Origin of the sequence: Symbiopectobacterium purcellii (genome assembly GCF_052050035.1) — a bacterium.
GTDB classification, from domain to species: domain Bacteria; phylum Pseudomonadota; class Gammaproteobacteria; order Enterobacterales; family Enterobacteriaceae; genus Symbiopectobacterium; species Symbiopectobacterium purcellii_A.
The window spans coordinates 42,917-65,065 of the sequence record NZ_CP189881.1 but is presented as its reverse complement, the minus strand read 5'-3'; the positions used below and the strand labels follow the sequence as shown (position 1 = coordinate 65,065).

General features: G+C 46.9%; 20 protein-coding genes and 9 pseudogenes. 13 read left to right on the top strand and 16 right to left on the bottom strand.

The genetic code is table 11. The features are described from left to right. From traX to ACQGXV_RS01150, 6 genes are all read left to right on the top strand, one after another. Positions 1–738 (top strand): type-F conjugative transfer system pilin acetylase TraX, encoded by a 738-nt coding sequence (gene traX / locus ACQGXV_RS01175; RefSeq protein WP_440862541.1) that lies wholly within the window; start codon positions 1–3, stop codon positions 736–738. Positions 739–910: 172 nt separating this feature from the next. After that, positions 911–1,504: a fertility inhibition protein FinO gene (gene finO / locus ACQGXV_RS01170; protein ID WP_440862625.1), complete on the top strand. Its 594-nt coding sequence runs from the start codon at positions 911–913 to the stop codon at positions 1,502–1,504. 190 nt (positions 1,505–1,694) lie between these two features. After that, positions 1,695–1,907, top strand: coding sequence for a hypothetical protein (locus tag ACQGXV_RS01165; RefSeq protein ID WP_440862543.1), 213 nt, complete (start codon positions 1,695–1,697; stop codon positions 1,905–1,907). A 290-nt stretch (positions 1,908–2,197) separates the two neighbouring features. Then, on the top strand, positions 2,198–2,458 hold the full coding sequence (locus tag ACQGXV_RS01160; protein WP_440862624.1) for a replication regulatory protein RepA: 261 nt from the start codon (positions 2,198–2,200) through the stop codon (positions 2,456–2,458). Positions 2,459–2,688: 230 nt separating this feature from the next. After that, positions 2,689–2,763 carry a RepA leader peptide Tap gene (gene tap, locus ACQGXV_RS01155; RefSeq protein ID WP_440862605.1) on the top strand — a complete coding sequence of 25 codons (75 nt, stop codon included), beginning with the start codon at positions 2,689–2,691 and terminating at the stop codon, positions 2,761–2,763. Beyond that, positions 2,756–3,847 (top strand): Replication protein, encoded by a 1,092-nt coding sequence (locus ACQGXV_RS01150; protein ID WP_440862623.1) that lies wholly within the window; start codon positions 2,756–2,758, stop codon positions 3,845–3,847. The genes tap and ACQGXV_RS01150 overlap by 8 nt, the downstream gene beginning before the upstream one ends. Positions 3,848–4,467: 620 nt before the next feature. On the opposite strand, the gene ACQGXV_RS01145 is transcribed toward ACQGXV_RS01150, so the two are convergent. Further along, complete coding sequence (locus tag ACQGXV_RS01145) at positions 4,468–5,295, bottom strand: IS30 family transposase (protein WP_440862622.1); 828 nt, start codon at positions 5,293–5,295, stop codon at positions 4,468–4,470. An 824-nt stretch (positions 5,296–6,119) separates the two neighbouring features. Between ACQGXV_RS01145 and ACQGXV_RS01140 the strand changes: the two are divergent. Both ACQGXV_RS01140 and ACQGXV_RS01135 read left to right on the top strand, forming a co-directional pair. Then, positions 6,120–6,341 (top strand): annotated as a pseudogene (locus ACQGXV_RS01140) (IS5/IS1182 family transposase); the annotation flags it as partial. Between the two features lie 391 nt (positions 6,342–6,732). Continuing rightward, positions 6,733–8,385 carry an ABC transporter ATP-binding protein gene (locus ACQGXV_RS01135; RefSeq protein ID WP_440862667.1) on the top strand — a complete coding sequence of 551 codons (1,653 nt, stop codon included), beginning with the start codon at positions 6,733–6,735 and terminating at the stop codon, positions 8,383–8,385. Between the two features lie 491 nt (positions 8,386–8,876). On the opposite strand, the gene ACQGXV_RS01130 is transcribed toward ACQGXV_RS01135, so the two are convergent. From ACQGXV_RS01130 to ACQGXV_RS01090, 9 genes and pseudogenes are all read right to left on the bottom strand, one after another. Continuing rightward, positions 8,877–9,842, bottom strand: coding sequence for an IS30 family transposase (locus tag ACQGXV_RS01130; protein ID WP_440862621.1), 966 nt, complete (start codon positions 9,840–9,842; stop codon positions 8,877–8,879). Between the two features lie 70 nt (positions 9,843–9,912). After that, positions 9,913–10,251, bottom strand: a pseudogene (locus tag ACQGXV_RS01125) (transposase); the annotation flags it as partial. Positions 10,252–10,278: 27 nt separating this feature from the next. Further along, a pseudogene (locus ACQGXV_RS01120) lies at positions 10,279–10,821 on the bottom strand (IS5 family transposase); the annotation flags it as partial. 128 nt (positions 10,822–10,949) lie between these two features. Then, positions 10,950–11,765 (bottom strand): class I SAM-dependent methyltransferase, encoded by an 816-nt coding sequence (locus ACQGXV_RS01115; protein ID WP_440862620.1) that lies wholly within the window; start codon positions 11,763–11,765, stop codon positions 10,950–10,952. Position 11,766: 1 nt separating this feature from the next. Next, the gene (locus tag ACQGXV_RS01110) at positions 11,767–13,731 is read right to left on the bottom strand and encodes an HAD family hydrolase (RefSeq protein WP_440862619.1); all 1,965 of its coding nucleotides are present in this window, start codon (positions 13,729–13,731) and stop codon (positions 11,767–11,769) included. 74 nt (positions 13,732–13,805) lie between these two features. Continuing rightward, positions 13,806–14,249, bottom strand: a pseudogene (locus ACQGXV_RS01105) (transposase); the annotation flags it as partial. Positions 14,250–14,261: 12 nt separating this feature from the next. Next, complete coding sequence (locus ACQGXV_RS01100) at positions 14,262–14,390, bottom strand: transposase (protein ID WP_440862618.1); 129 nt, start codon at positions 14,388–14,390, stop codon at positions 14,262–14,264. Positions 14,391–14,394: 4 nt separating this feature from the next. After that, positions 14,395–14,991 (bottom strand): annotated as a pseudogene (locus ACQGXV_RS01095) (IS5 family transposase); the annotation flags it as partial. A 75-nt stretch (positions 14,992–15,066) separates the two neighbouring features. Next, positions 15,067–15,806 (bottom strand): annotated as a pseudogene (locus tag ACQGXV_RS01090) (IS3 family transposase); the annotation flags it as partial. Positions 15,807–15,906: 100 nt separating this feature from the next. On the opposite strand from ACQGXV_RS01090, the gene ACQGXV_RS01085 reads away from it, so the two are divergent. Next, entirely contained in the window at positions 15,907–16,080 is a 174-nt protein-coding gene (locus ACQGXV_RS01085; protein ID WP_440862617.1) for a hypothetical protein, read from the top strand. Further along, a pseudogene (locus ACQGXV_RS01080) lies at positions 16,077–17,226 on the top strand (integrase core domain-containing protein). Before ACQGXV_RS01085 ends, ACQGXV_RS01080 begins: the two are co-directional and overlap by 4 nt. A gap of 117 nt (positions 17,227–17,343) precedes the next feature. Here the strand turns inward: ACQGXV_RS01080 and ACQGXV_RS01075 are convergent. Genes ACQGXV_RS01075 through ACQGXV_RS01060 form a run of 4 tightly spaced genes read right to left on the bottom strand, consistent with a single transcriptional unit; the run spans position 17,344 to position 18,899 of the window. After that, the gene (locus ACQGXV_RS01075; protein ID WP_440862616.1) at positions 17,344–17,616 is read right to left on the bottom strand and encodes an arylsulfatase regulator; all 273 of its coding nucleotides are present in this window, start codon (positions 17,614–17,616) and stop codon (positions 17,344–17,346) included. A 28-nt stretch (positions 17,617–17,644) separates the two neighbouring features. After that, complete coding sequence (locus ACQGXV_RS01070; protein WP_440862615.1) at positions 17,645–18,007, bottom strand: hypothetical protein; 363 nt, start codon at positions 18,005–18,007, stop codon at positions 17,645–17,647. A 27-nt stretch (positions 18,008–18,034) separates the two neighbouring features. After that, positions 18,035–18,319 (bottom strand): cytoplasmic protein, encoded by a 285-nt coding sequence (locus ACQGXV_RS01065; protein WP_440862614.1) that lies wholly within the window; start codon positions 18,317–18,319, stop codon positions 18,035–18,037. Between the two features lies 1 nt (position 18,320). Continuing rightward, on the bottom strand, positions 18,321–18,899 hold the full coding sequence (locus ACQGXV_RS01060; RefSeq protein WP_440862613.1) for a recombinase family protein: 579 nt from the start codon (positions 18,897–18,899) through the stop codon (positions 18,321–18,323). A gap of 146 nt (positions 18,900–19,045) precedes the next feature. On the opposite strand from ACQGXV_RS01060, the pseudogene ACQGXV_RS01055 reads away from it, so the two are divergent. From ACQGXV_RS01055 to ACQGXV_RS01045, 3 genes and pseudogenes are all read left to right on the top strand, one after another. Further along, a pseudogene (locus ACQGXV_RS01055) lies at positions 19,046–19,600 on the top strand (DUF4158 domain-containing protein); the annotation flags it as partial. Between the two features lie 587 nt (positions 19,601–20,187). Next, positions 20,188–20,838, top strand: a complete 651-nt coding sequence (locus ACQGXV_RS01050; protein WP_440862612.1) for an AAA family ATPase — start codon at positions 20,188–20,190, stop codon at positions 20,836–20,838. 39 nt (positions 20,839–20,877) lie between these two features. Beyond that, on the top strand, positions 20,878–21,159 hold the full coding sequence (locus ACQGXV_RS01045; RefSeq protein ID WP_016193197.1) for a CopG family transcriptional regulator: 282 nt from the start codon (positions 20,878–20,880) through the stop codon (positions 21,157–21,159). Positions 21,160–21,304: 145 nt separating this feature from the next. On the opposite strand, the gene ACQGXV_RS01040 is transcribed toward ACQGXV_RS01045, so the two are convergent. Together ACQGXV_RS01040 and ACQGXV_RS01035 are read right to left on the bottom strand one after the other, a co-directional pair. Then, positions 21,305–21,523: a hypothetical protein gene (locus tag ACQGXV_RS01040; protein ID WP_440862611.1), complete on the bottom strand. Its 219-nt coding sequence runs from the start codon at positions 21,521–21,523 to the stop codon at positions 21,305–21,307. Between the two features lie 281 nt (positions 21,524–21,804). Further along, positions 21,805–21,951 (bottom strand): annotated as a pseudogene (locus ACQGXV_RS01035) (recombinase family protein); the annotation flags it as partial. Between the last annotated feature and the right edge of the window lie 198 nt (positions 21,952–22,149).

Genomic DNA, 22,149 nt, shown 5'->3' with positions numbered 1-22,149 from the left:
ATGCGGGCAGAGGATAACGTTTTCTTTCCCCTGGTGGTGGTCATGGATAACTGGCTGCAACGGCTGATGGTCTGGACGCCGGGGCAAATCGACCTGATTAAAACCGTGGCGCTGCTACTGATGGTGGCCGACCACACCAGTCTGCTGTTCGGGCTCGACAACGACGCGCTACGGCTGCTTGGGCGGGGTGCTTTCCCGCTGTTCGGCCTGGTCTGGGCGATCAATCTGGCCCGCCATCCGCGCATCCGTCAGTCTTCGCTGAACCGGTTGTGGGTGTGGGCCGTGGTGGCACAGGGCGGCTGTATACTCGCCGGGCTGCAGCCGTATGAGGGCAATATCCTGTTTGCCTTTGCGGTCAGCGGGCAGGTGCTGGCGCTGATGCAGCAGCACGGTCCCCGCGTGTGGCCACTGTCGCTGGGACTGGTTCTGGCGTGGCTTCCATTTTCGTACTTCAGCTATGGCCTTGCCGGCATCATGATGCTGTTACTGGCCTACGGAGTGTGCATGACGGCCAGGCGCACCACCCGCACCGGACTGGCGTGCTGCCTGGCGCTGGTGATACTGGCGCTGAACGCCGGCGACGGTGCGGCGATGGTGATAGCGGGTCTGGTGATACCGGGCGTCACCTTGACAGTGCTGAGCTGCACCTGTCGTCTGGTCTCCCGCTTCTGGCCCCGGGATTTTTTCCCGCTGTTCTACACCGTGCATCTGGCGGTGTTGGGGCTGATTGCGATGTAACGCAACTACCAGAAAGATAAGGTAAAGTAACGGCATTAGCAGCATTGAGCGATGCGGAGAGAAACAACATGAAATAACAGGGCCGTCCCACACTGACACTGCGCCGTAAGGTGCCCTCGGAAAAACCTGCAGCCTCAACTGAGCACAACTCGCCCCGGGTGGATACCCCCCGGTGGTGACGCGAAAAAAAACAGTGGTGGTGAATGCCAGTGACAGCCCGCCGCCGGCCTGGAAAGTAAAAAAACAGGCAATGGAAGAACAAGAGAAAGCCGACCGGGCAGTTGCAAAAGCAGCGCGCCGGGTAGAGAAGGTGCGATTACGGGCCGAGCAGGAGAAAGCAGCCAAACAGGCAGAAAAGCAGAAGGCTGTGCAGCCGACGTTCATCAACATCATGCCGCTGGCGGACGCGGTGGCGGTCATACAACACTGTTGGCCGGCTCTGGTGGTTAATGGGGCGCCGCAGCTGTTGCCCATTCATGCGCGGGAAATGATGGCAGCCGATATCCGCGCACGTGGCCTGGACATCTCCATGAAAAAGCTTAAGCGCTGCCTGTCGGCCATCACTCGCTCGGAAATTTATTTGCAGAGCATGGTGGCGGAAGCGTGGCGGCTGAGCCTTGCGGGTGAGCCTGTGGCACAGGTGAGCGCGAGTGAAGCAGAGTATGCGGTGAAGCGTATTGCGCAGGAGCGGGGGCGCAACCAGTGCAGGCAGGCGTATGAGGAAAAGCAGGCCGCCGCTGCACTAGCAGGTAACCCGGTTGTTTAACCAGCCCGTAGAGCAAGGACAATATCCAGGCGAATGAGACACTGGCGAGTAACAAAGCATGGAACTCCGATTGCTCTGTTACTCGCCAAAGGTTTTCCCAAACGTTGGCGGCTTGCCGCTTACAACACCAGAACAGTAAAACAACGAGGGCAAGCTGACCGATGCTGATATCAGCGCGGCGGCAAAAGCCGTGAAATTTGATGCGAAGACAGCACCTGATGTTCAGGGAACGCTGGAGGGCATTAATGCCCTCCAACAGTTGGGCTTCAGTGGTACGCCTGCTCTGGTGGTTTTACCGTCAACCGGCGCCAATGCTGATAACGTGACGGTTATCCCTGGATACACCAGCGCGGAGGCCCTGCAGCAGGCCATCAATCATGCTGTCGGTGATACCAAAAAGTAATACGGTGTCCACCACCTGGCGACGCGCTATCTAATACAGCTAAAAGATACTGACGCCTTCGTTGTGCTCAGTTGTCCAACCCAGGAGAAGGGTAAAAGCAAGTTTTCCCCATCTCCGGCGTTTCTGGTTAACACATCCGAACAGTATTTCTGAGGTTATTGCTTTTTTCTCCCCCCTATGGGCCGCGCGCCAACGTGGCTCACAGTTTGATGTAAAGTTAAGTCGCTGATTTCAGGAATCTGTAGTATCCTCTGCGGAACGATCCTTGTTTGACCCTTGAGGATGCAGAGATGTCGCAAGCTGAAAATGCAGTGACTTCCTCATCGAAAGTAAAGCGTTCTTATCGTAAAGGCAATCCGATGTCGGCTTCAGAAAAACAGCTGGCAGCGATTGCTCGGAAAAGAGTAACCCATAAAGAAGTAAAGGTTTTTGTTCGCAATCCTTTGAAAGATATAATGATAAAGGTGTGTGAAGAGGAAGGGGTTACTCAGGCTGAATTTGTTGAAAAACTGATTGAACTGGAATTTCAACAGAGAGGCTTGCTGGGGTAAAGTCTTTACTTTATTGCCAGTTATCGATTTGAATGCTAGATTACTGATCGTTTTAACAGAATTTTGGCTGGCCACGCCGCAAGGTGGCAGGAAACTGGTTCTGATGGAATGTGCCCGGAGCCAGAAAAGACAAAACCCCGATAATCTTTATCAACTTGGCGGAAGAGAAGATTAACGGGGCTTACCTAAACTGTATAGAAGCGGTTGCTCTATGCAGGGAGTATAGTTTTATGCTCAGAAAAGTTCAATACCTTCTGTGTACATTACTCCTTCCGTGCAACATAAGCGCGGGCAGGTTTGGTTGACACCATTCTTTCTCAGGTCCAGCCTGATATCTCTGTTATTTCCCGGCGCGGGTTGTCCAATACGCTGCGCAAAGGGAAATCCAAAATTCATCGCCGCTACCAGCCGACGCTTAGCTGTGCTGTTCCGCGCGGTATGGCGGCAAAGGTCGTGGCGCGTCTGAGCAGCCATGACTGGCATCGTAATCCCGATCTGATCGCGCTGCGCCAGCAGGGATATGTGCCCTATACCAAACGCAACGATCCGCACTTTTTGCCAAAACCGATGCGTCTTTCAGCCCGTTCGGAGAGCCGTGAGGCCCTGAATGCACTATCTATGGCACTGGCGGCCAACTGCGATTATAACCCGGACAGTGACTATACTTTCGAAGTCATGGTGCCGTTTGAACAAATTGCCGCCGCAATGGGATGCCTGCACGTCTACGGTAACGGACGTAAAGCCTATGACAGCCCGTTACATGCCCTTTCGGTGCAGGAGCAACTGGGTTACGTGATTGCCTTACGCGGGCAGGATACGGATTCGGGCCAGAACAAGCCGTTGCGCCTGTGGCTGACCGAAAAGTTCTTCACCTCCCGGGGAATTGCGGTGGAGGAAATCCGGCACTGGCTGGGCCAGTTCCGCCAGTGGGCTATCCGCAAGGGACTGACGGAGAGTCTGCGCAAGAAATACGAGCGTCATCTGTTGCGGATCGAGCGTATTGGTATTGACCTGAAGGACAAACACAGCCTGCGCAACCGGCTGAAGCAAATCAAGCGCTGGGTGGCGAGTCCTGACCTTACTCAGGAAAAACAGGCAAAGGTCAGGCAACTGCAAGATGGCCTGGACGGTCTGGATAATCGTGAGGCGAAGCGTCTGGACCTAGTACTGGACGGCCTGCAGGCGAATGTCAGCATGATGGCCAGAGCGAAACAGAAACGCCAGAATCCGCTCTATCAGGCCTTTGTCGCCTGGTCTACCAGTGGCAAGGTTATGACGCATCAAGTTAACGCGCTGGAGATGGAGGTCATTCGGGAGCACCCGGCCCTGTTGAACACCGATCCGGAAGCCTACTATAAACTGCTGCTCGAGCGCGCCGGTATACTCTAATCCCCGTCCTCTTTCTTTTTAACCGTGCCCTGGCGCGGTTTTCGTGTTGCTGCTGCATCAGAAAAGGCAATTTTTATCATCCCGGACACCGTTATTCTGAGGCAATTTTCCAGTTCAGAGCAGCAGTGACGAGATGATGGCAAACTGATGGCCTGCTTTTACCTCATTAACTTCGTACTCTCCTATTAACTTCGAACCCCCCCCTGAGATATCAGTTAATTTCGAACGTTATTCCTTAACAAAGTAAGCCCTTTAAAAAGGGAGTATATTTCGTGCCGGCTAAAGCCAGGCACTCGAAAGTTGCTCCCTCACGTTGTTCGGGCAAACACCACCCGATAAACCCAAACATCAGCTGAAGCTTCGTAAAAGCAGAAGGCCCCATTCCCAGTCGAAACGCAACAAAACGGTAGGGCATTATGCCGCCTGTAAGTGCGTTAAAAATACCTCATTTGGAGAACGATAACCCAGCGATTTTCGGCCTCGCGTATTGAGCAGGTGTTCGAGTGCTGCAACCTTGCGATGGGTGACATATAGCCAACCGACTTAAAAATGATTACATCCTATGCCCTGATATGCGGCAAAGAAGCATAGCTGGCTGTTATCAAAATAATGTCGCTTGGCTATATCAGCCCGTTGGTATGCTCATTCAACCCGCGTTCCCAGGAATGATATGGCCGGGCAAAGTAGACCGGTGCCCCCGTGACTTTTGTAATTTCCCCGTGCTGGGAAAATTCAGAACCGTTGTCAGCAGTCAGGGTTTTAAACTCGCAGAAGGTATTGGCAACGATGTCCCTGAAGGCCGCTACCACTGTCTCTGCTCGCTTGTTGGGCAGTTTGCGAATGATGACCAGCTTGACGGCTTTATCGACCACCGTCAGCAGGAATGATTTCTGATCTTTGCCAAAGATGGTGTCAATCTCGAAATGCCCGGGTTCCTGCTTGAGGTCAGCAACGGCCGGCCGCTGCTCAATGCCAACACGGTTGGGAATAGGACCGCGTTTGTTCTCATCGGTCTGATAGTTATACCGTTTACCCCGATGAGGGAGCTGCTGATACAGCTCACCGCCGGCCCGGCGCTCCTGCTGGATATAGCGATAGAGCGAGTTCTTGCTGACGGACAGGCCAAATTCCAGGACCAGGCGCCCACTGATGACCTCAGGTGAGGTGTGGGTAGACAGCGCCGTTCTGATAAAGTCCTGAATGTGCGGTTCAAGCTGGTTAATCACGCTGTCCGGCCCTGTTTTCTGCCGCCGCCCTCTGGCCAACGTTTCGGCCCTTCTGCAGGAATAGACCCCGTTGAAAGCGGCGTCGGTATTGCGTCTGAGCTCCCTGCTGATGGTAGAACGAGGAAGCTCCAGTTCCCGGGCGATGGTGGCCTGGTTAACCCCATCACCACGCCGTTTTTCGATGTAGAACCGCTCTTTGTGAGTCAGATGTTTTCCCTGCATGCAACGGGATCTCCAGTAGGGCCAGAACGGTGATTTTATCCGGGTCTGGCCAGTGGGTCACTTTGTTGCATTTAGACTGGGAATGGGGCGAAGCACCTCCCGCCGTTAAACGTCGGGCACTAAGTATTAGTTACAACATTCATAAAAGTGCAACCGATGAAACACCGCTTCTGGAACCTCACAGCCAGACCCCACCACTGCAAAAGCAGCGCCGCCCCCGGCCAAAGGCGGGGGAAAAGTGCCGCATTTATAATGGATGATGTAACTACCTTCAGTGTTGCTTATGAAATCTATGGCGGGAAGAATCGAGTACACGCTCGTAAGCGCCTACGGCGCATAACGCGGAGATACGCCCCGACGGCGGCCAAAGGCCTTGCCGTGACCACTCCGACCGCGCACATAACCCTTATCGTAATGGTAAACAAATTTAGCTTTGCAGGGCGAAGGTATCGATAGGTGATTTCTATCAAGCCGTAACCGGCTACGCCGGGCGTTCCGGCGGGAGTGGCTACAACATCCTATGTGACATTCTTTCCGCCGGCATGCGTCGCCAGCGACGCATCTGAAGTCACGCTGCGCACTGCTCGCGCCTGAATGAAATGTAAAAAAACTTATATTACAGGCTTTGTTGAATAATTTAAGATACTGATTTATATAAGCATTATAAAATTTCAACGACTAATTTTTCCTCTCGGAATGCTTTTTATTGTGCTAACTATTTGATTTGTCGTTCTAACAAAATACATTCTCTGTAAATGCATTCTAACTAAAGAAGATGTAAATCAAACGGTTAAATTATTCAACAAAGCCTATATTACATTCAGGCGAATCAGCATCTGAGCGGGGGTAATGACGCCTGGAAAAAGAAAGTGGGTTATCACCAGCGTTCAGTGGCAGAAACGGCGATGTTACGCATCAAAACCCTGTTGGGCGGGCACCTGAAGCTGCGGGACTATGACGCACAGGTCGGAGAAGCCATGGCGATGGTTAAGGCGCTGAACCGCATGACGCTGTTGGGCATGCCGGACAGCATCCGCATCGCATAACGGCACCCCCGGTGGGGCCATCCAGTAGCTAACTCTGATTTATTCAACAAAGCCTGTTAACAAGGCGTTCTTGATCTGACATACCCATGATGGTAAGTTGGATATCAGTCAAGCTGTATTTGAAGTATGAAAGAGTTTTATTTTATTGACAGCTTTATAAAATGAAAATGCATACGGGGCGTAAGAATGAAAGCACATCCAGAGAGATCTTATAAAAATCGGCCAGCAAATATTCTATTGTGGTGTTTTTTCATAACGATGCCCTCAGTGCATTGGATTTATTTATAATATGAATAAACATTCAGGGTTTTTTAGGAATTCAATATTAGTAACAAATTATAAAAGAATGTGGATTTACGTCCGGCCATACAAAATCCGTGCCTTGGTTGCTATGCTGGTTACTGTTCCCGTCGGTTTAATGGATGCAGCGATTGCCTGGTCATTGAAGCCTTATATGGATGTGATGATGGTTTCAAAAGCAACGGGTTACGTGTTATACCTTCCTGTCATAATTATTATTTTTGGCCTATTGCAGGGGGTTCTAAATTATGAATCTGCATATATGAACACCTGGGTTGGGCAGAGAATATCAAATGATATGAAACTTGTGCTTTATGAACGTTTAATAAAAAACAGCGCATTATTCTTTGACAGGGAAACGTCAGGTCAAGTCCAGCTTCGTTTTAACCATGATGTCGATTCTGCTTGTAATGGGCTTATATCAAACGTCAAAGTATTAGTGACACGAGTAATCTCTTCTGCTTCTCTTGTTTGCATTCTCATTTATAATTCATGGAAATTAGCTATTATTGCAGTGATTGTTTTAGTCGGTGCATTATATCCTCTCACTAGAATTCGGCATAAAATAAAATCTCTGGTTGATAAAGCAGTCTTTTCTGGCGCTTTAATTTCAACGTATTATAATGAAGCATTCAATGGAAATCGTATCGTTACTTCCTACAATTTAGGTGAATATCAGAAAAAACGATTTGAAAAAGCATTACATGCTGTCTTTAGGTTAGGCATGAAAATGACCCAAAAGACAGGCATTGTTTCTCCTATAATGCATTTTATTGTCTCTATCGGTATAGCCGTTGTTATTTGGCTTGGTAGTTACCTCATTGTTATCGGAGAAATAACCACAGGCAACTTTGTCTCATTTCTGGCAGCATTGCTTATGTTATACACACCGCTCAAAGGTATCGGAAATAATTTTAATGCAGTACAGATGGCGTTTATGGCAATGGAGAGAGTCTGGAACTTATTAGATACCCCTCAGGAGATCACCAGTAAGCCTAACGCTGTTAAATTGAGCAATGTCAACATAGGTATTGAATATCGTGATGTCTGCTTTGAGTATAGCCCCGGAAAAACCGTGTTAAAGCACGTAAACCTGACGATGAGTGTAGGAAAAACGATTGCTTTGGTCGGTAACTCTGGAGGCGGAAAGTCAACATTTGCGAATCTGTTGCCTCGTTTCTATGATGTTTCATCCGGTGCGATTCTGATTGATGGTATTGATATCAGAGATATCGATATTGAATCATTAAGAAGTAAGATTGGTTTTGTTTTCCAAGATAATTTTTTATTTATTGGAACAATTCGTGAGAATATTTTGTTAGGCAACGAATATGCAACAGAAGAAGAGCTACAGCAAGCGGTAAAGAGTGCTTGCCTGGATGAATTTATATCTACTCTTGATGTGGGATTAGATACAGAAATTGGTGAGCGCGGAGTTTTGCTTTCAGGTGGACAGCGTCAACGAGTAGGAATAGCCCGTGCGTTCCTGAAAAATGCACCGATTGTTATCTTGGATGAAGCAACATCTGCACTGGATAATAAGTCAGAAGCAATCGTGCAAGAGGCAATTTCTAATTTGATGAAAGACAGAACCGTATTTATTATTGCGCATCGTCTGTCAACTATTCGTAATGCAGACAAAATATTAGTGCTCAATCAGGGGGAAATTGTAGAACAAGGCAATCATGAGCAGTTGATGAAAAATGAAAACGGTGTCTATGCTTCCCTGTATAATTTGAAGTAATAGAGGCTCTCTGTGTGCTGAGTATACTCGTAATTATTGAAGATGCTTGATTTTCTATGAGCAATGCCCATTTAATCGGTATGAACATTCATCATACTGAAGAGCAGAAACAAAGGTTAAGAAATCTTCACCAGGCAAGTCGTGACCATCATGTGCGCGATCGGATACGGTGTGTTCTGTTGTCCGCCGATGGCTGGACAACAGAAATGAGGCTTTGTTGAATAATTTAAGATACTGATTTATATAAGCATTATAAAATTTCAACGACTAATTTTTCCTCTCGGAATGCTTTTTATTGTGCTAACTATTTGATTTGTCGTTCTAACAAAATACATTCTCTGTAAATGCATTCTAACTAAAGAAGATGTAAATCAAACGGTTAAATTATTCAACAAAGCCCAGAAATGATTGCACACTCGCAACTTATTCACGAAACTACGGTACGCCGTCATATCAATGCCCCACTCGAAACGCAACAAAACGGTAGAGGCTTATGCCACCAGTAAGTGCGTTAAAAATACCTCATTGGGGGAACGATAGCCCAGCGATTTTCTGCCCCTTGTATTGAGTATGTGTTCGAGTTCGGCAATCTTACGATGACTGAAGTCTGTTCCCTTTGGGTAAAAACGTCGTATCAGCCCGTTGGTGTGCTCATTCAAGCCCCTCTCCCAGGAATGATAAGGATGGGCAAAGTAGACCTGCGCCCCTGTGATTTGAGTAATTTGCTCGTGCAGAGCGAATTCAGGGCCGTTATCAGCTGTTAGGGTCTTAAACTTGCAAAAGGTATTAGCTTCAATGTCCCTGAAAGCAGCAACCACAGTCTCCGCACGCTTATTAGGCAGTTTGCGAATGATGAAGGTTTTCAATGCTTTATCTACGATGGTTAACAAGAATGACTTCTGGTCTTTGCCAAAAATAGTGTCAATTTCGAAGTGGCCAGGCTCCTGTTTAAGCTCGGCTTGAGCTGGGCGATACTCAATACCAACACGGTTGGGAATAGGGCCTGATTTGAGGTTTTCGGCATTGTACCTGTAACGTTTTCCCCGATGAGGAAGTTGCTGATATAGCTCCCCGCCAGCCTGTCTCTCCTGCAGGATATAGCGATATAGCGTATTCTTGCTGACAGATATACCGAATTCCAGGTGCAAACGGCCACTGATGATTTCAGGTGAAGAGTGAGTGGAAAGCGCCTGCCTGATGAAGTTCTGAATGTGTGGCTCCAACGGGTAAAAAGCATTGTTTGGCAAAGGCTTATGACGGCGTCCCCGGGCCAGAGTGTCCGCCCTTCTACAGCAGTAGACACCATTGAAAGTAGGGTCGGTATTGCGTCTGAGTTCCCTGCTGATGGTAGAACGAGGAAGCTCCAGTTCCCGGGCGATGGTAGCTTGGTTGACACCTTCACCACGCCGCTTTTCGATGTAGAACCGTTCTTTCTGAGTCAGATGTTTTCCCTGCATGCAACAGGCTCTCCAGTATGGCCAGAACGGTGATTTTATCCGACTCTGGCAAGTGGGTCACTTTGTTGCGTTTCGAGTGGGAATGGGGCATCAGCCCCGGCAGGGCCTGCGCATCTGTCGTTCCACTGAGCGATAAATCGGCACAGATAATTTCATGCGTTGCGCTGTCTGCGGCCAGATGAAGCTTGCGCCATACCCTGCGTCTGTCAGCCCCGTGTTGCCGGACTTTCCATTCGCCTTCTCCGAAGACCTTCAGACCGCTACTGTCTATGACCAGGTGCGATATTTCGCCCCGGGTCGGCGTTTTTATGCTGATACTGACGGTTTTTGCCCGCCGACTGACCAGAGAGTAGTCCGGGCAGCGCAGTGGCAGGCTCATCAGTGTAAAAACCGAGTCGACAAGGCCCTGGCGACAACTACCTTGACACGCGCCGTGGTTAATCAGCTCCGGCATCGCCTGCGCATCTGTCACACCACTGAGCGATAAACCGGCACAGATAATTTAGTGCGTTGCACTGTATGCGGTCAGATGAAGCTTACGCCACACTCTGCGCCTGTCAACCCCATGCTGTCTGGTTTTACATTCGCCTTCGCCAAAGACATTCAGGCCTGTAGCATCGATGACCAGATGCAATATTTCACCACGTGTTGGCGTTTTTATGCTAATGTTGACGCTCTTTGCACCTTTGCTGACCAGCGAGTAATCCGGGCATCGTAGTGGCAGAGCCATTAGTTTAAAAATTGAGTCAACGAAGCCCTGTAAAGCCCGGAACGACAGGTTGAAAACGCGCTTCATCATCAGAACCGAGGTGATGGCCATATCGATGTAGTGAAGTGGTCGGCCACGATGTCTAGATGCCGGGCTTTCCGTCGATGCAGCGATGGCCGAATCATCAAGCCATACCGTCAGGGAACCGCGTTGCTTGAGCGAGTTGTTGTAGGCAGGCCAGTTGGTGATTTTTAACTTTTTCTTTGCCATGGGGACCCGATGTTGAAACGACTGTAGCGAGCAGAACCGCCAATCTCATGAAAGTTCGATTTATTCAACAAAGTCGAATATCACAATAAAAGTAGAAAGGTAAAACAACATAATTTTCTCCAGTTGATTCAGAACTTCATTTTTTTTATATGTCCCCACAAACGCCGAAGTCCGCCAGGTTTATTTTTTTTATCGACGGTTTCATTGTATTTATTTTTTATCAATGGTGCTTTTTCAAGATATTCATCTAAAGCCTCACGTGTCTTGAATGCAACGACAACCAAATTCGGTGTTAAAATAAAATTATCAATACCAAACTCATGACGATATAATCTCGCCCAAGGCAATTTTAATTTTTGTACTTCTGCCGTTTCTTGGTGTTGCGGGCGAACGCAAAAAAAATGAAAACCGGCATTTTGTAGTAAAAAACCAATAGTGTTTTGTGTATATATTATCGTGTGGGTGAAATCTATATAACGATAAAACGTTGCTGTTGGTGCAAGTGCGTTAGGTGTAGATAACGCAAGGCATGCATTATCTGATGTTTTATCATAGATTAATTTCAGCAATGCTAATTGTTTCTCTTTAGCGATATGCTCTAATACATCAAAAGCATAAACTGTATTATATTTAGTATCAGATTGTTGCAATAACTCAGCTGCGTCACCTAAAAAAACATTTAACTGCTGATTTTTTGCGATGTCTGCTTGAGATTTATCGATATCAATTCCGTTAAGGTTATAATATCCCGCTTCACGAAGCATAAGCATAACGCGCCCCATTCCACACCCAATTTCAAGTACCTTGCTTTCTTTTTGTTCTGGGTAGATGGCATGAGTATCAAAGAACAGTTTTGCCTGATACATATCATGAGCGCAACTTTCTGGCGTGTCTGCGTGCCAGTTACTGTATTGATAGGCATAATCGAAATCTGTGTTATTCATATTAATTTTCCTTTTCGTTTCCTACAATGACCTGAAAATAGCAATTTTCTGATATGTTCAATGATAATGTAAAATATCTATTTTTTAATTTTGGAAAAATTAATATTTTTATCATGCGTAAACCACGCATTCTGATCTTGAGCGGTGAAGTGACACAAATTGCAGTGCTTTGCGGTATGGTTCGCCACCCGAGTTTTTTAACAATATTTAACGCATTTTTGGGATGTTTAAAAATGTAAGAGAGTGGAATTTTTGTTGAAAACAGAGGTATGTGATTTTGATGTCCACTGTCAGAAGCATGCTTGATATTCTCCATTGACTTAATATCTTCTTTTGTTGGTTTGTCAATAAAGCAATTCACCCATTCAATTAAAATAGATGGTGTCAAGTATATATTAACATTGTTGAAAACATATTTTATATCATTGGCGAATGAAACTGCATTATCTGAAATTGTTGGGTAAATTTTGCTACGTATTATTTCAGATTCATTTGGTGTAACATCGTAGATCGGTGAACCATCCAATGCCATCCTTTTAATTGGGAGTTCGGGGGATGTTAACAAAAGCTCCATGAAATCCCAGTTTTTAGTATATATATTATTCCAGCTGTTCTCTGAGATGTCATTAGATCTGAACATTTTATGATCATATTGTCTTTGACCTTTTATTTTAATCACAGACCAATAGAATCCAAGAGTTGTCATTTCTAGCGTGTTTTGAATTAATTTTTGTGAAGAAAATTCACCGGTAATGGTATCAACTATACCAAATTTTTTATTTTTATCATGGACGGTATTTAATAGGTAATTTTTATATGCTAAGTGTTCTTTACTGGCGGATTTTTCAAAGAGTGATTTATTTTCTTGAATGAATTCATGGTAGTCTGACCAAGTCTCAAGTTTTGATGTTTGGGCGGTTTTTTTTATTTCTGAATCTATTTCGCTAAAGTAATCAATAATGAGGCTAGAGTGTTTTATATTTTTCTTTGCATAATCCAAACGACACGTTAAATTCAAGAGACGTGGTGCGTAAACATAATTTGTTTTTATTTTTGTATCAAAGGTAGAATAGACTTTTTGTAATGTATATCCATCACGAGCAACAAAGAGCAAATTATTTATATTCTCCGATTTTGCCTCTGCCGAAATCCATCGAGTATACCCGTAGGCAACAGGACCCGCATAATCATAACCAATGTCACCCCAATAGTCTGCATCCAACATCCCAAGATGCTTTTTTTGCCAACGCAGAGCGAGAATAGCAATAAGAATACTTTTCCCTAAATCTAATTTAGCTTTTTTTTTGAAAGATTTGATACGTGTGGATTGTTCAATGAACTGTTTTGAAACTTGTTGATATAATATACTCTGAATGCCATATAACTTAGCTTTAATATAATCAGAGTGTTTATTATCACCAATATGCAAAATATCTTTTGGTGAAACGTTTAAATCCTTAATAATGTGCTCATACATTGAACCACGAGATTTGGTTTTGCCTAGTTCACTGGAAACATAAATTCTATCGTAGTCGAAAAAACCATTTTTCTTTAATGCCTCAGCAATAATCTCAGTAGGCAGATACATATCTGAAGCGATAACTATTTTTTTGTTTTCAGATTTTGCATAATCCCAAACTTTTTTCATTTCAGGATTTTGTTGCAAGACGCTCATTTCAAAATCAAGTTCTACTTGTTTCAATGGCTTGAAAATAAAATCAATTTCTTCATAAATATCATCAAAAGTTATATCCTCTCGCTGAGAATTTCTCTTGCGAGCTTCTCGTTCTGATTCAATTCGAGCTTCACGAAAAAAAGGAGCTTCTTTAGATTTTTCGATATGAAGAAATAAATCTGTTGGTGTTAAGTAAGGGCGAAGTAGTAACGTATCAAACACGTCAAACGATACGACCTTAGCTTTATTAATATCTTTCATTGCTCTTTCTAACAGGTTTTTTTTCTTCATTTTCTTTTAATACCTAAAGTGATAATATAGTAACAACTACGGTGAGTGTCAAGGTAGTTGTCGCCTCCGTTAACTCATGCAGCGGGAGTTCCCCGCTCAGGATTTAGCCATACTTCGTCCTGCCGACTCCAATTCCGTGTTTGACTTGACCAACGATGCGGATTTCGCATTTTGGCTGCCTCATACACCGATTTACGCTGCGTCAGCAGCAGGCGGTCTTCGCCCCTGTGGCGCTGACCTGGCGTCACATACCGAATGGCGCTATGGAGATGCTCTTCGTTGTACCAGGCTACGAAGCTTTCCACCCAGGTTCGAGCCTCTTCCAGCGTAGCGAAGCCTTTTTCCGGCCACGCTGGTGCATATTTCAGCGTTTTGAAAAAAGATTCAACATACGCGTTATCATTGCTCACGCGAGGCCGACTGTGCGATGGCGTTATCTTCAGTTCCGCAAGCTTTACCTGTAGCACCTGGGATTTCATCGGCGCACCGTTATCCGCATGCAGCACTATAGCCAAGCGACTTAATTTTGATTACACCATATGGACTGAGAACAAACTCTCTGTATCGCAACCCATCTCTCTTTTTTTGCTTTTTGCTTGTGCCCATTTATGCTCAATTGGGTTAAGATCTGGCGAATATGTAGGCAAATACTCCACCATATACCCTGCATCGATGATGACTTTCTGCTGACACTTCCCTGATTTTTCGGTGGGTTTGGTTAATCAGGCCCGGCAGTGCCTGCGCATCTGTCGTTCCGCTGAGCGATAAGTCGGCACAGATAATCTCATGCGTCGCACTGTCTGCTGCCAGATGAAGCTTGCGCCACACTCTTCGTCTGTCAGCCCCATGCTGCCTGACTTTCCATTCACCTTCGCCAAAGACCTTCAGACCGGTACTGTCGATGACCAGATGCGAGATTTCACCACGCGTTGGCGTTTTTATGCTGATACTGACGGTTTTTGCCCGCCGACTGACCAGAGAGTAGTCCGGGCAGCGCAGTGGCAGGCTCATCAGTGTAAAAACCGAGTCGACAAAGCCCTGTAATGCCTGGAGCGACAGGTTAAACACGCGCTTTATCATCAAAACCGTGGTAACAGCCATATCGGTGTAGTAAAGCGGCCGACCACGACCTTCAGGCGAAGAACTGTCAGTCCATGCAGCGATGGCCGACTCATCAAGCCAGACCGTCAGGGAGCCGCGTTGTCTGAGCGCTTTGTTGTAGGTGGGCCAGTTGGTGATTTTAAACTTTTGCTTTGCCATGGGGAGCTGCTATCGGGAGCGATGATAGTGCTTTGATCCGGCGATCCCCTGAAAGTTCGATTTATTCAACAAAGCCGCAAATAAATCTAATACCACCGCCAGATACGCCCATCGGGCGCCTGTCCAAATATAGGTTACATCGCCGCACCAAACCTGGTCAGGCTTGGTAACAGCAAACTGCCTATTGAGCAGATTTGGAATATCAATACGTTCATTTCCACCGCGGTTGTATTGATGTTTTCTTGTTTGGCAACTAACGAGGGTTAATTCTTTCATCAACTTACCCGCTAACCACCGCCCAAGTTTCACGTCGTGTGTATTGGTAACCATCGTGGCGATAGTCCTTGCGCCCGCAGACCCGCCACTAACGTTCCACGCTTCGCTGACCAGGCTACGTTTTATCGTCCGCTCAATATCTGGCTCCTTAGGTCGACACCAATAGCGATAACTGCTTCGGTGAACATTAAAAATACGACACAACGCTTTCACTGGATAAAGCGCTCTTAGCTTTTCAACTACCGAGAATTTTTCAGTGAGTCGGACATTAAGAGCGCAGTAGCCTTTTTTAAGATGGCATTCTCCATTTCCAGTCGGTGGATTTTTTTCTTCATTTCTCTGAACTCAATTTGTTCAGGTGTTAATGGCAGACCAGGCGATGTTTTCCCTTGACGTTCTAAACGAAGGGCTCTTACCCACCGGCTAATCGCTGAAAGACTGACGTTCATGGCTTTCGCGGCTTCCTGGTAGGTATAATTTTGGTCAAGGACTAATTTGGCGGTTTCACATTTAAATTCAGCAGTAATTATTTTACTCATTTTGGCACCTATAAAAATCATGAGGTAAGCATATCACCTCTACTTAGGTGGCCAAATTCAGTATGCCACTACACAACTTCAGTAGTGGAAGGACGAGTTAATGCAACCCGGTCAGCGAGAAGAAAAAGCCGAAATAAAACGATTAAGAAAAGAAAACCAACAACTTAACCGTGAAATTGCCCGTAAGGATAAAGCGCTTGCCGAAGCTGCCGCGCTGTTGCTCCTGGAAAAAAAGCTGAAGGCGTTGTTCGACGAAGAAAACGAGGCCGAATGACGCGCACTGCCGGCAGGCTACAGTTGATGGCGATGGTGCAGGAAGCCGTCGCTGGCGCGGCCCGACTGAGCGAGGCCTGTCGCTGCGTTGGGCTGAGTGAGCGGACCCTGCAACGCTGGCAGCAGATACCGGACGATCGGCGAACCTCGACGCCACGGCCGGCACCGAAAAACAAGCTCAGTGCTGAAGAGGAACAGCAGGTGCTGGCCATCTGCCATGAACCCCGGTTCGCCAGCCTGCCGCCATCGCAAATCGTTCCGGTGCTGGCTGATGAGAAGCGCTATATCGCCAGCGAATCAACGTTCTACCGGGTGCTGCGGCGGGCGGGTGAAACCACGCACCGGGGCCGGCAGAAGGCCCGGCAGAGCAAACCACTGTCGACCTGGAAGGCGACAGCCGCCAGACAGGTGTGGTCATGGGACATAACCTGGTTAAAATCGCTGACGGCCGGGCACTGGTTCTACCTGTATCTGATAGAAGACGTGTTCAGCCGCAAAATCGTGGGTCACGAGGTGCACCTGGCTGAAAGCGGTGAGTATGCGGCAGAGCTGCTGAAGCGGACCGTGCTGAGCTAGCGTTGCTGGCAGGAGCCGCTGGTATAGCCAAGCGACATTATTTTGATATAGCCAAGCGACATTATTTTGATAACAGCCAGCTATGCTTCTTTGCCGCATATCAGGGCATAGGATGTAATCATTTTTAAGTCGGTTGGCTATACTGCATGCGGATAATGGTGCGCCAATGAAGTCGCAGGTGCTGCAGGTCAAACTTGCAGAGCTGAAGATAACGCCGTCGCACAGCCGGCCGCGGGTGAGCAACGACAACGCACATGTTGAATCCCTGTTCAGGACGCTGAAATACGTGCCTGCCTGGCCTGATAAGGGCTTCGCAACGCTGGAAGATGCGCGCGGCTGGGTGGAAACCTTCGTCGGCTGGTACAACGAAGAACATCGCCACAGCGGCATCCGCTACGTCACACCGGGTCAGCGGCACAGGGGTGAAGATCATGAACTGCTGGCGCAGCGTAAATCGGTATATGAAGCAGCAAAAATGCAGACCCCGCATCGCTGGTCCGGGCCAACGCGCAACTGGAGCCGACAGGATGAAGTCTGGCTAAATCCGGAGCGGGAAACGCTGGCTGCATGAGTTAACTGAGGCGACAACTACCTTGACACGCGCCGTGGCTCTCACCAACAAACAGATCCATCTCTATATGAAAGGGGTTCTACGCCGGAACCGCCGAAAATTCCGTCATGCAATTTTTTAGTGATCTTTCGGCACTTCGATCACACCATCAGCAATCCCCTGGGCCAGTCGCTCCATCCATTTCGCAAAGCGAAAATAGCCTGGATATTGCAGGTAAATGTAGTCCATCTGCACCTTTGATGTGCTGTCCATCACCTGCTTAAAGGCCTCCATGTAGTCATAACAGCCCTGCAATAATTGAGCATCACCATCCTCTGTCAGGGGAAACTGGCTGGTGTAATCATGAACTATTTTCGCTAATTGTCGCTGTTCTACCGTCAGGTCGATCATTTTTATCCTCGCATTTGTAGCCCGCTCTTTAATGAAGCTTTTTTTCGACTATGTTATCTGCCTTGTTTTCGGATCCCAGTTGGCGTTTAACTCTGGTCAATAACTGTGGCGCAACATTCCAGCGGACACCGCTTTCGGTATGGACCGTCACCGTTTTTTTATTCAGTCGGATCAGAACCCCCGTCACCGTTTGCCCGTCTTCAGTCCGGAAGCTGACCACATCCCCGGGCCGAAAATCGTCCATGCTTTGCCGGGTTCGCTGGCGCTGTAACATATTGAGACGGTTAACAATAAGATTATGTAACGTTATCAGCACTTCCTCAGGCATATCATCAATTAATTCAGCAAGATTGATAGTCTGCCCGGTGTTTCCCGATGGTGGTTTTTTCATACAATTAAGTCCGGTTATCTCATCAGCTTATTCATCGCCCATATCCGGGAAAAGCGTCCAGGTACTACCACCGAAAAGCACACTTCCCACAATCTGCTTCCAGGTTTCTGTTTCTGTGAGGCGCTTTTCTACAGACTGAAAATCGGTATGGCTCAGAATGACCTCGTTCCGCTCGCCAGGGGATTCCAGGACATATCCGTCAGGTATGCGACGGGCCGCTGAACCCGCAGCCCGGGCCGATGTCCGGTAAAAACTTTTGATACTCGCGCCTTTTTGCAGTGCTGGCAGGATAACCTGTTCCGGGATCCGCATATTATTCCTTATTATTACGTGAAAGTGTCCGGTAAACCGTTGGCCGTGAGACTGAAAATAACTCCGCCAGGTCGCTAATCGAGTACTGCCCTGTTTCATGCATCCGGCACAGCTCTTTCTGTTGCTTCTCAGACAATTTTGGCTGTTTCCCCCGAAGTTTCCCTTTCGCCCGTGCGATAGCCATGCCTTCCCGGGTACGCAGACGTATCAGATCGCCCTCGAACTCAGCGAAGGTTGCCAGCACGTTAAAGAACATTTTCCCCACCGGGTCTTCCGGATCGTAGAGGCTGGCTCCCAGCGCCAGCTTCACGCCCCTGGCCTGTAATGAATCCGCAATTTCACGCGCATCAGGTACCGAGCGTGCCAGGCGGTCCAGTTTTGGTACAACCAGGGTGTCACCACGGCGCACAGCGGCCAGCGCCTGATCCAGCCCTGGTCTCTGCCGGTTTGACCCTGTCAGCCCTTTGTCGATGTAAATCCGGTCCGGAGAGACGCCAAGTTTCACCAGCGCCTCCTGCTGGGCGGTCAAATCCTGTTTGTCAGTGGAGCAACGGGCATAGCCAATCCGTATTTCAGTCATAAAGTGTACGTTTAAGGGGCAATGAAAGAGATTGATACCGTACCAGTTATATGAGACAACGTCAGCAGTGATTTTATCTGAGCCAACAAAGTTATTTTTTACTGTCCGTTGAACGATCCTTTTACGGACACTATTTTCGGGTCAGGATGACAACTCGTGATAAAGCGACAGGCAAAAGTGAACGCCTGGCAGTTTTAAATAGTGCCGAGCAGGAAGCGCTCTATGCTCTCCCGGATTTCGATGAGGCCCAGCGACTGGAGTTTCTGGCGTTGAATGAATCCGAACTGGCGCTGGCCTGCAGCCGTCTGGGGCTTAACGCTCAAATGTATTGCATCATTCAGATCGCTTACTTTAAAGCCAAGCACATGTTTTTCCGCTTCGGGTGGGATGAAGTTCCGGACGACTGCAACTTTGTCCTGAGTCATTATTTTCCCGGGGAATTACTTCCGGACAAACAACCCACTAAGCACGAGCGCTATGCTCAGCGGAAAAAAATCTGCGCGCTTTATGAGCAGTTGCCATTCTGCGATGTGACCGACGTCTTCCGGTTTGTTAACGGGCAGTGCCGGTTTCTTCATGCCATGAAGCCGCTTCAACCCCGATATGCCAAAAAGAATGCCGATGCAGACAGCCTGATGGCTGTCATCGTTGCCCAGGCAATGAATCATGGTAACCATGTGATGGCACGAACCAGCGATATATAGCCAAGCGACATTATTTTGATAACAGCCAGCTATGCTTCTTTGCCGCATATCAGGGCATAGGATGTAATCATTTTTAAGTCGGTTGGCTATAAAGCGTATTGGTTGGGATCCCTTCAGAACGGGCGATCTGAACAACTGACTGGTTATGCGGTGGCATCATTCTGGCGATCACAGCTGCTTTACGCTCGGGTGAATAAGTCTTCATTATTGTCGTATCCTGCCCCCTGATTTTTTCAGTTAGAGGCGACAACTACCCTGACATAGGGGGATTTTATCCGACTCTGGCAAGTGGGGCACTTTGTTGCGTTTCGAGTGGGAATGGGGGAATAACTGGCTGCGCACTGCTCGCCAGTAGGAAATATGTAGCTATTCGGATGTAAAGACACAACGCGAGCGACTGCCAGAGGATAATGCGGAATTAGTGTTTACTTCTAAATAGATTTCGTTTTGGAATCAAAATAATATCTTTTTAAGATTAAATAAATATGTTTAAAACATCAAGTAACCTATTGACATCACTTACCGAGGGTTTAATATAGCTGCGTAAATTCATCTTTTTTAATATTAAAATGGATTAAATTAAAATGATACTTACAATTGCAAATACGAAAGGCGGTGTGGGAAAGTCTACCCTAGCAGTAAACATCGCAGTGGAACGTGCCCGATTAGGTAAACGTGTATGGCTGGTTGATGGAGACCGGCAGGGTTCCTCGCAAACAGCAATTTTGATCCGTAGTGAGGCGGGTTTAGAACCCGGCTTAGCATGTTCACATTTTCCTGACGGCCCAATTCTTAGGACGCAGGTTTTACAACAGAAATCTAATTTTGATGAGGTGATCATTGAATGTGGAGGTAGGGACTCAACAGCAATGCGTGCAGCATTAACGCTGACTGATATTCTCGTAGTGCCTTTCGTTCCTGGTAGTTTTGAGGTGTGGGCTATGGAAGATGTTGTTAATCTGGTGCGTGATGCCAGAAGTGTGCGAGATGGTTTAACAGCTTTCTCTTTACTCAACCGTGCTGATCCCAATCCTCGCAGCAATGATAATTCCGATATGCTGGATGCGATGAGAGACTATAACGAAGACATACAATTACTGGATCATACAATCAGGCAAAGGAAAGTTTTTGCAGCAGCAGCAGGAAGCGGAAAGTCTGTTTCCGAGCTTAAATTGCGTGCTCATGAGAAGGCAGCAAAAACAGAGTTAGATACACTTGTTTCAATACTGTTTTAGAATTTAAATAATATTAAAATAAACTCATTTGGATTTCATATGGCTATTACAAGAAAGCCTGTAGTCAAGGCAGAACCAGTAGATACCATTAGTAACTTCATAAATCAGGCTCCCGATGGCATTAAGAGTGAAACACCTCCCGAAAAAAAGGGAGTCGTCAAAGGTCAGCGGCAGCAGATTACAGTGACATTTGACCCTGATGTCATTGAGCTTTTAGATATCATGTCAACAGAAGAGGGGGTATCAAGAGCGGCACTAATCAGGATGGCAGTAAAACAACTCATTACCCGTGGAACCACTGTTGGTGGAACCAATCAGTAAATCATTTTAATATTAAAATGATATTGATATGGATTAAATTAATTGGATGACAACATTGTTGCAACTGCATATTATGTGAAAATTCCTATAGACCTAAATTGCAATTTAGGTCTATTAAACCTATTGGTGACTATGTTTGCCACCTTCAATCATATTCATCCCACCCCCGGCGAGTCTGGTCATTGGTCAGCAGGCAGTCAATGACCATACAGTTACGGACATCCGCTATCATATTAATTTCAATGAATAAATACTCTACCTGTTCTTTCAATTGTTCACCCCTTTCAGCGGTTAAAGGTATTCGGTATTCATTCCCGCCTAAAACTTGACCTTCAAATTCAGCTTCAATAAACCAGTCAATCAACTCCCTAGGCTGTGTCCCTTAATTGCACGATAGATGAAAAATCGTACAAAGCAGGCTGTTTTTGACAGTAAAAACACCCAAAATCAGTCCAAAAAACGAACAGATTCGATGTGTTTTCTCATTTCCAATCAGTAAAAATTAATTAAGGGACACAGCCTAGTCTTTTTCTTCCCACGGGTAAATTTACTGCCATTTTCAATCGACACAAACAGCGTCATAGAATGTGGGGCAGGGGAGTCCACAATAGTTTGCGACAGGGGTTTAGCCTTATTCTGGCTGGCGGCATATTTGATGGCACTGCTGATAGTGCTTCGGCTGCAACCTATCGTTTTCTGAGCCTGAGTCCAGGAACTACCGCTCAACAATAACCGGTTGATAGCATCGTAACGTGGCTTATTGACCTGCCGCCCAGGGTATTTATAGCCAACCGACTTAAAAATGATTACATCCTATGCCCTGATATGCGGCAAAGAAGCATAGCTGGCTGTTATCAAAATAATGTCGCTTGGCTATACCTGTAGCGGCTCGCAATCGAAATCCCTCCGACTCGCAATCAGCGCATATTCCGGCTCACATTAAGTGATAATGGGCTCGCAATCAGCCAGACGGACTCGCAATCCAGTCCG

What these genes read in the sequence shown, in the direction of transcription:
- ACQGXV_RS01160 (WP_440862624.1), top strand. Translation starts at nt 2,198, where the DNA reads ATGTCGCAAGCTGAAAATGCAGTGACTTCCTCATCGAAAGTAAAGCGT.
- ACQGXV_RS01100 (WP_440862618.1), bottom strand. Translation starts at nt 14,390, where the DNA reads ATGGTGGAGTATTTGCCTACATATTCGCCAGATCTTAACCCAATTGAG.
- ACQGXV_RS01110 (WP_440862619.1), bottom strand. Translation starts at nt 13,731, where the DNA reads ATGAAGAAAAAAAACCTGTTAGAAAGAGCAATGAAAGATATTAATAAA.
- ACQGXV_RS01050 (WP_440862612.1), top strand. Translation starts at nt 20,188, where the DNA reads ATGATACTTACAATTGCAAATACGAAAGGCGGTGTGGGAAAGTCTACC.
- ACQGXV_RS01070 (WP_440862615.1), bottom strand. Translation starts at nt 18,007, where the DNA reads ATGAAAAAACCACCATCGGGAAACACCGGGCAGACTATCAATCTTGCT.
- ACQGXV_RS01060 (WP_440862613.1), bottom strand. Translation starts at nt 18,899, where the DNA reads ATGACTGAAATACGGATTGGCTATGCCCGTTGCTCCACTGACAAACAG.
- ACQGXV_RS01145 (WP_440862622.1), bottom strand. Translation starts at nt 5,295, where the DNA reads ATGCAGGGAAAACATCTGACTCACAAAGAGCGGTTCTACATCGAAAAA.
- traX (WP_440862541.1), top strand. Translation starts at nt 1, where the DNA reads ATGCGGGCAGAGGATAACGTTTTCTTTCCCCTGGTGGTGGTCATGGAT.
- ACQGXV_RS01130 (WP_440862621.1), bottom strand. Translation starts at nt 9,842, where the DNA reads ATGCAGGGAAAACATCTGACTCAGAAAGAACGGTTCTACATCGAAAAG.
- ACQGXV_RS01115 (WP_440862620.1), bottom strand. Translation starts at nt 11,765, where the DNA reads ATGAATAACACAGATTTCGATTATGCCTATCAATACAGTAACTGGCAC.
- ACQGXV_RS01135 (WP_440862667.1), top strand. Translation starts at nt 6,733, where the DNA reads ATGCTGGTTACTGTTCCCGTCGGTTTAATGGATGCAGCGATTGCCTGG.
- ACQGXV_RS01065 (WP_440862614.1), bottom strand. Translation starts at nt 18,319, where the DNA reads ATGCGGATCCCGGAACAGGTTATCCTGCCAGCACTGCAAAAAGGCGCG.
- ACQGXV_RS01045 (WP_016193197.1), top strand. Translation starts at nt 20,878, where the DNA reads ATGGCTATTACAAGAAAGCCTGTAGTCAAGGCAGAACCAGTAGATACC.
- ACQGXV_RS01075 (WP_440862616.1), bottom strand. Translation starts at nt 17,616, where the DNA reads ATGATCGACCTGACGGTAGAACAGCGACAATTAGCGAAAATAGTTCAT.
- ACQGXV_RS01085 (WP_440862617.1), top strand. Translation starts at nt 15,907, where the DNA reads ATGCAACCCGGTCAGCGAGAAGAAAAAGCCGAAATAAAACGATTAAGA.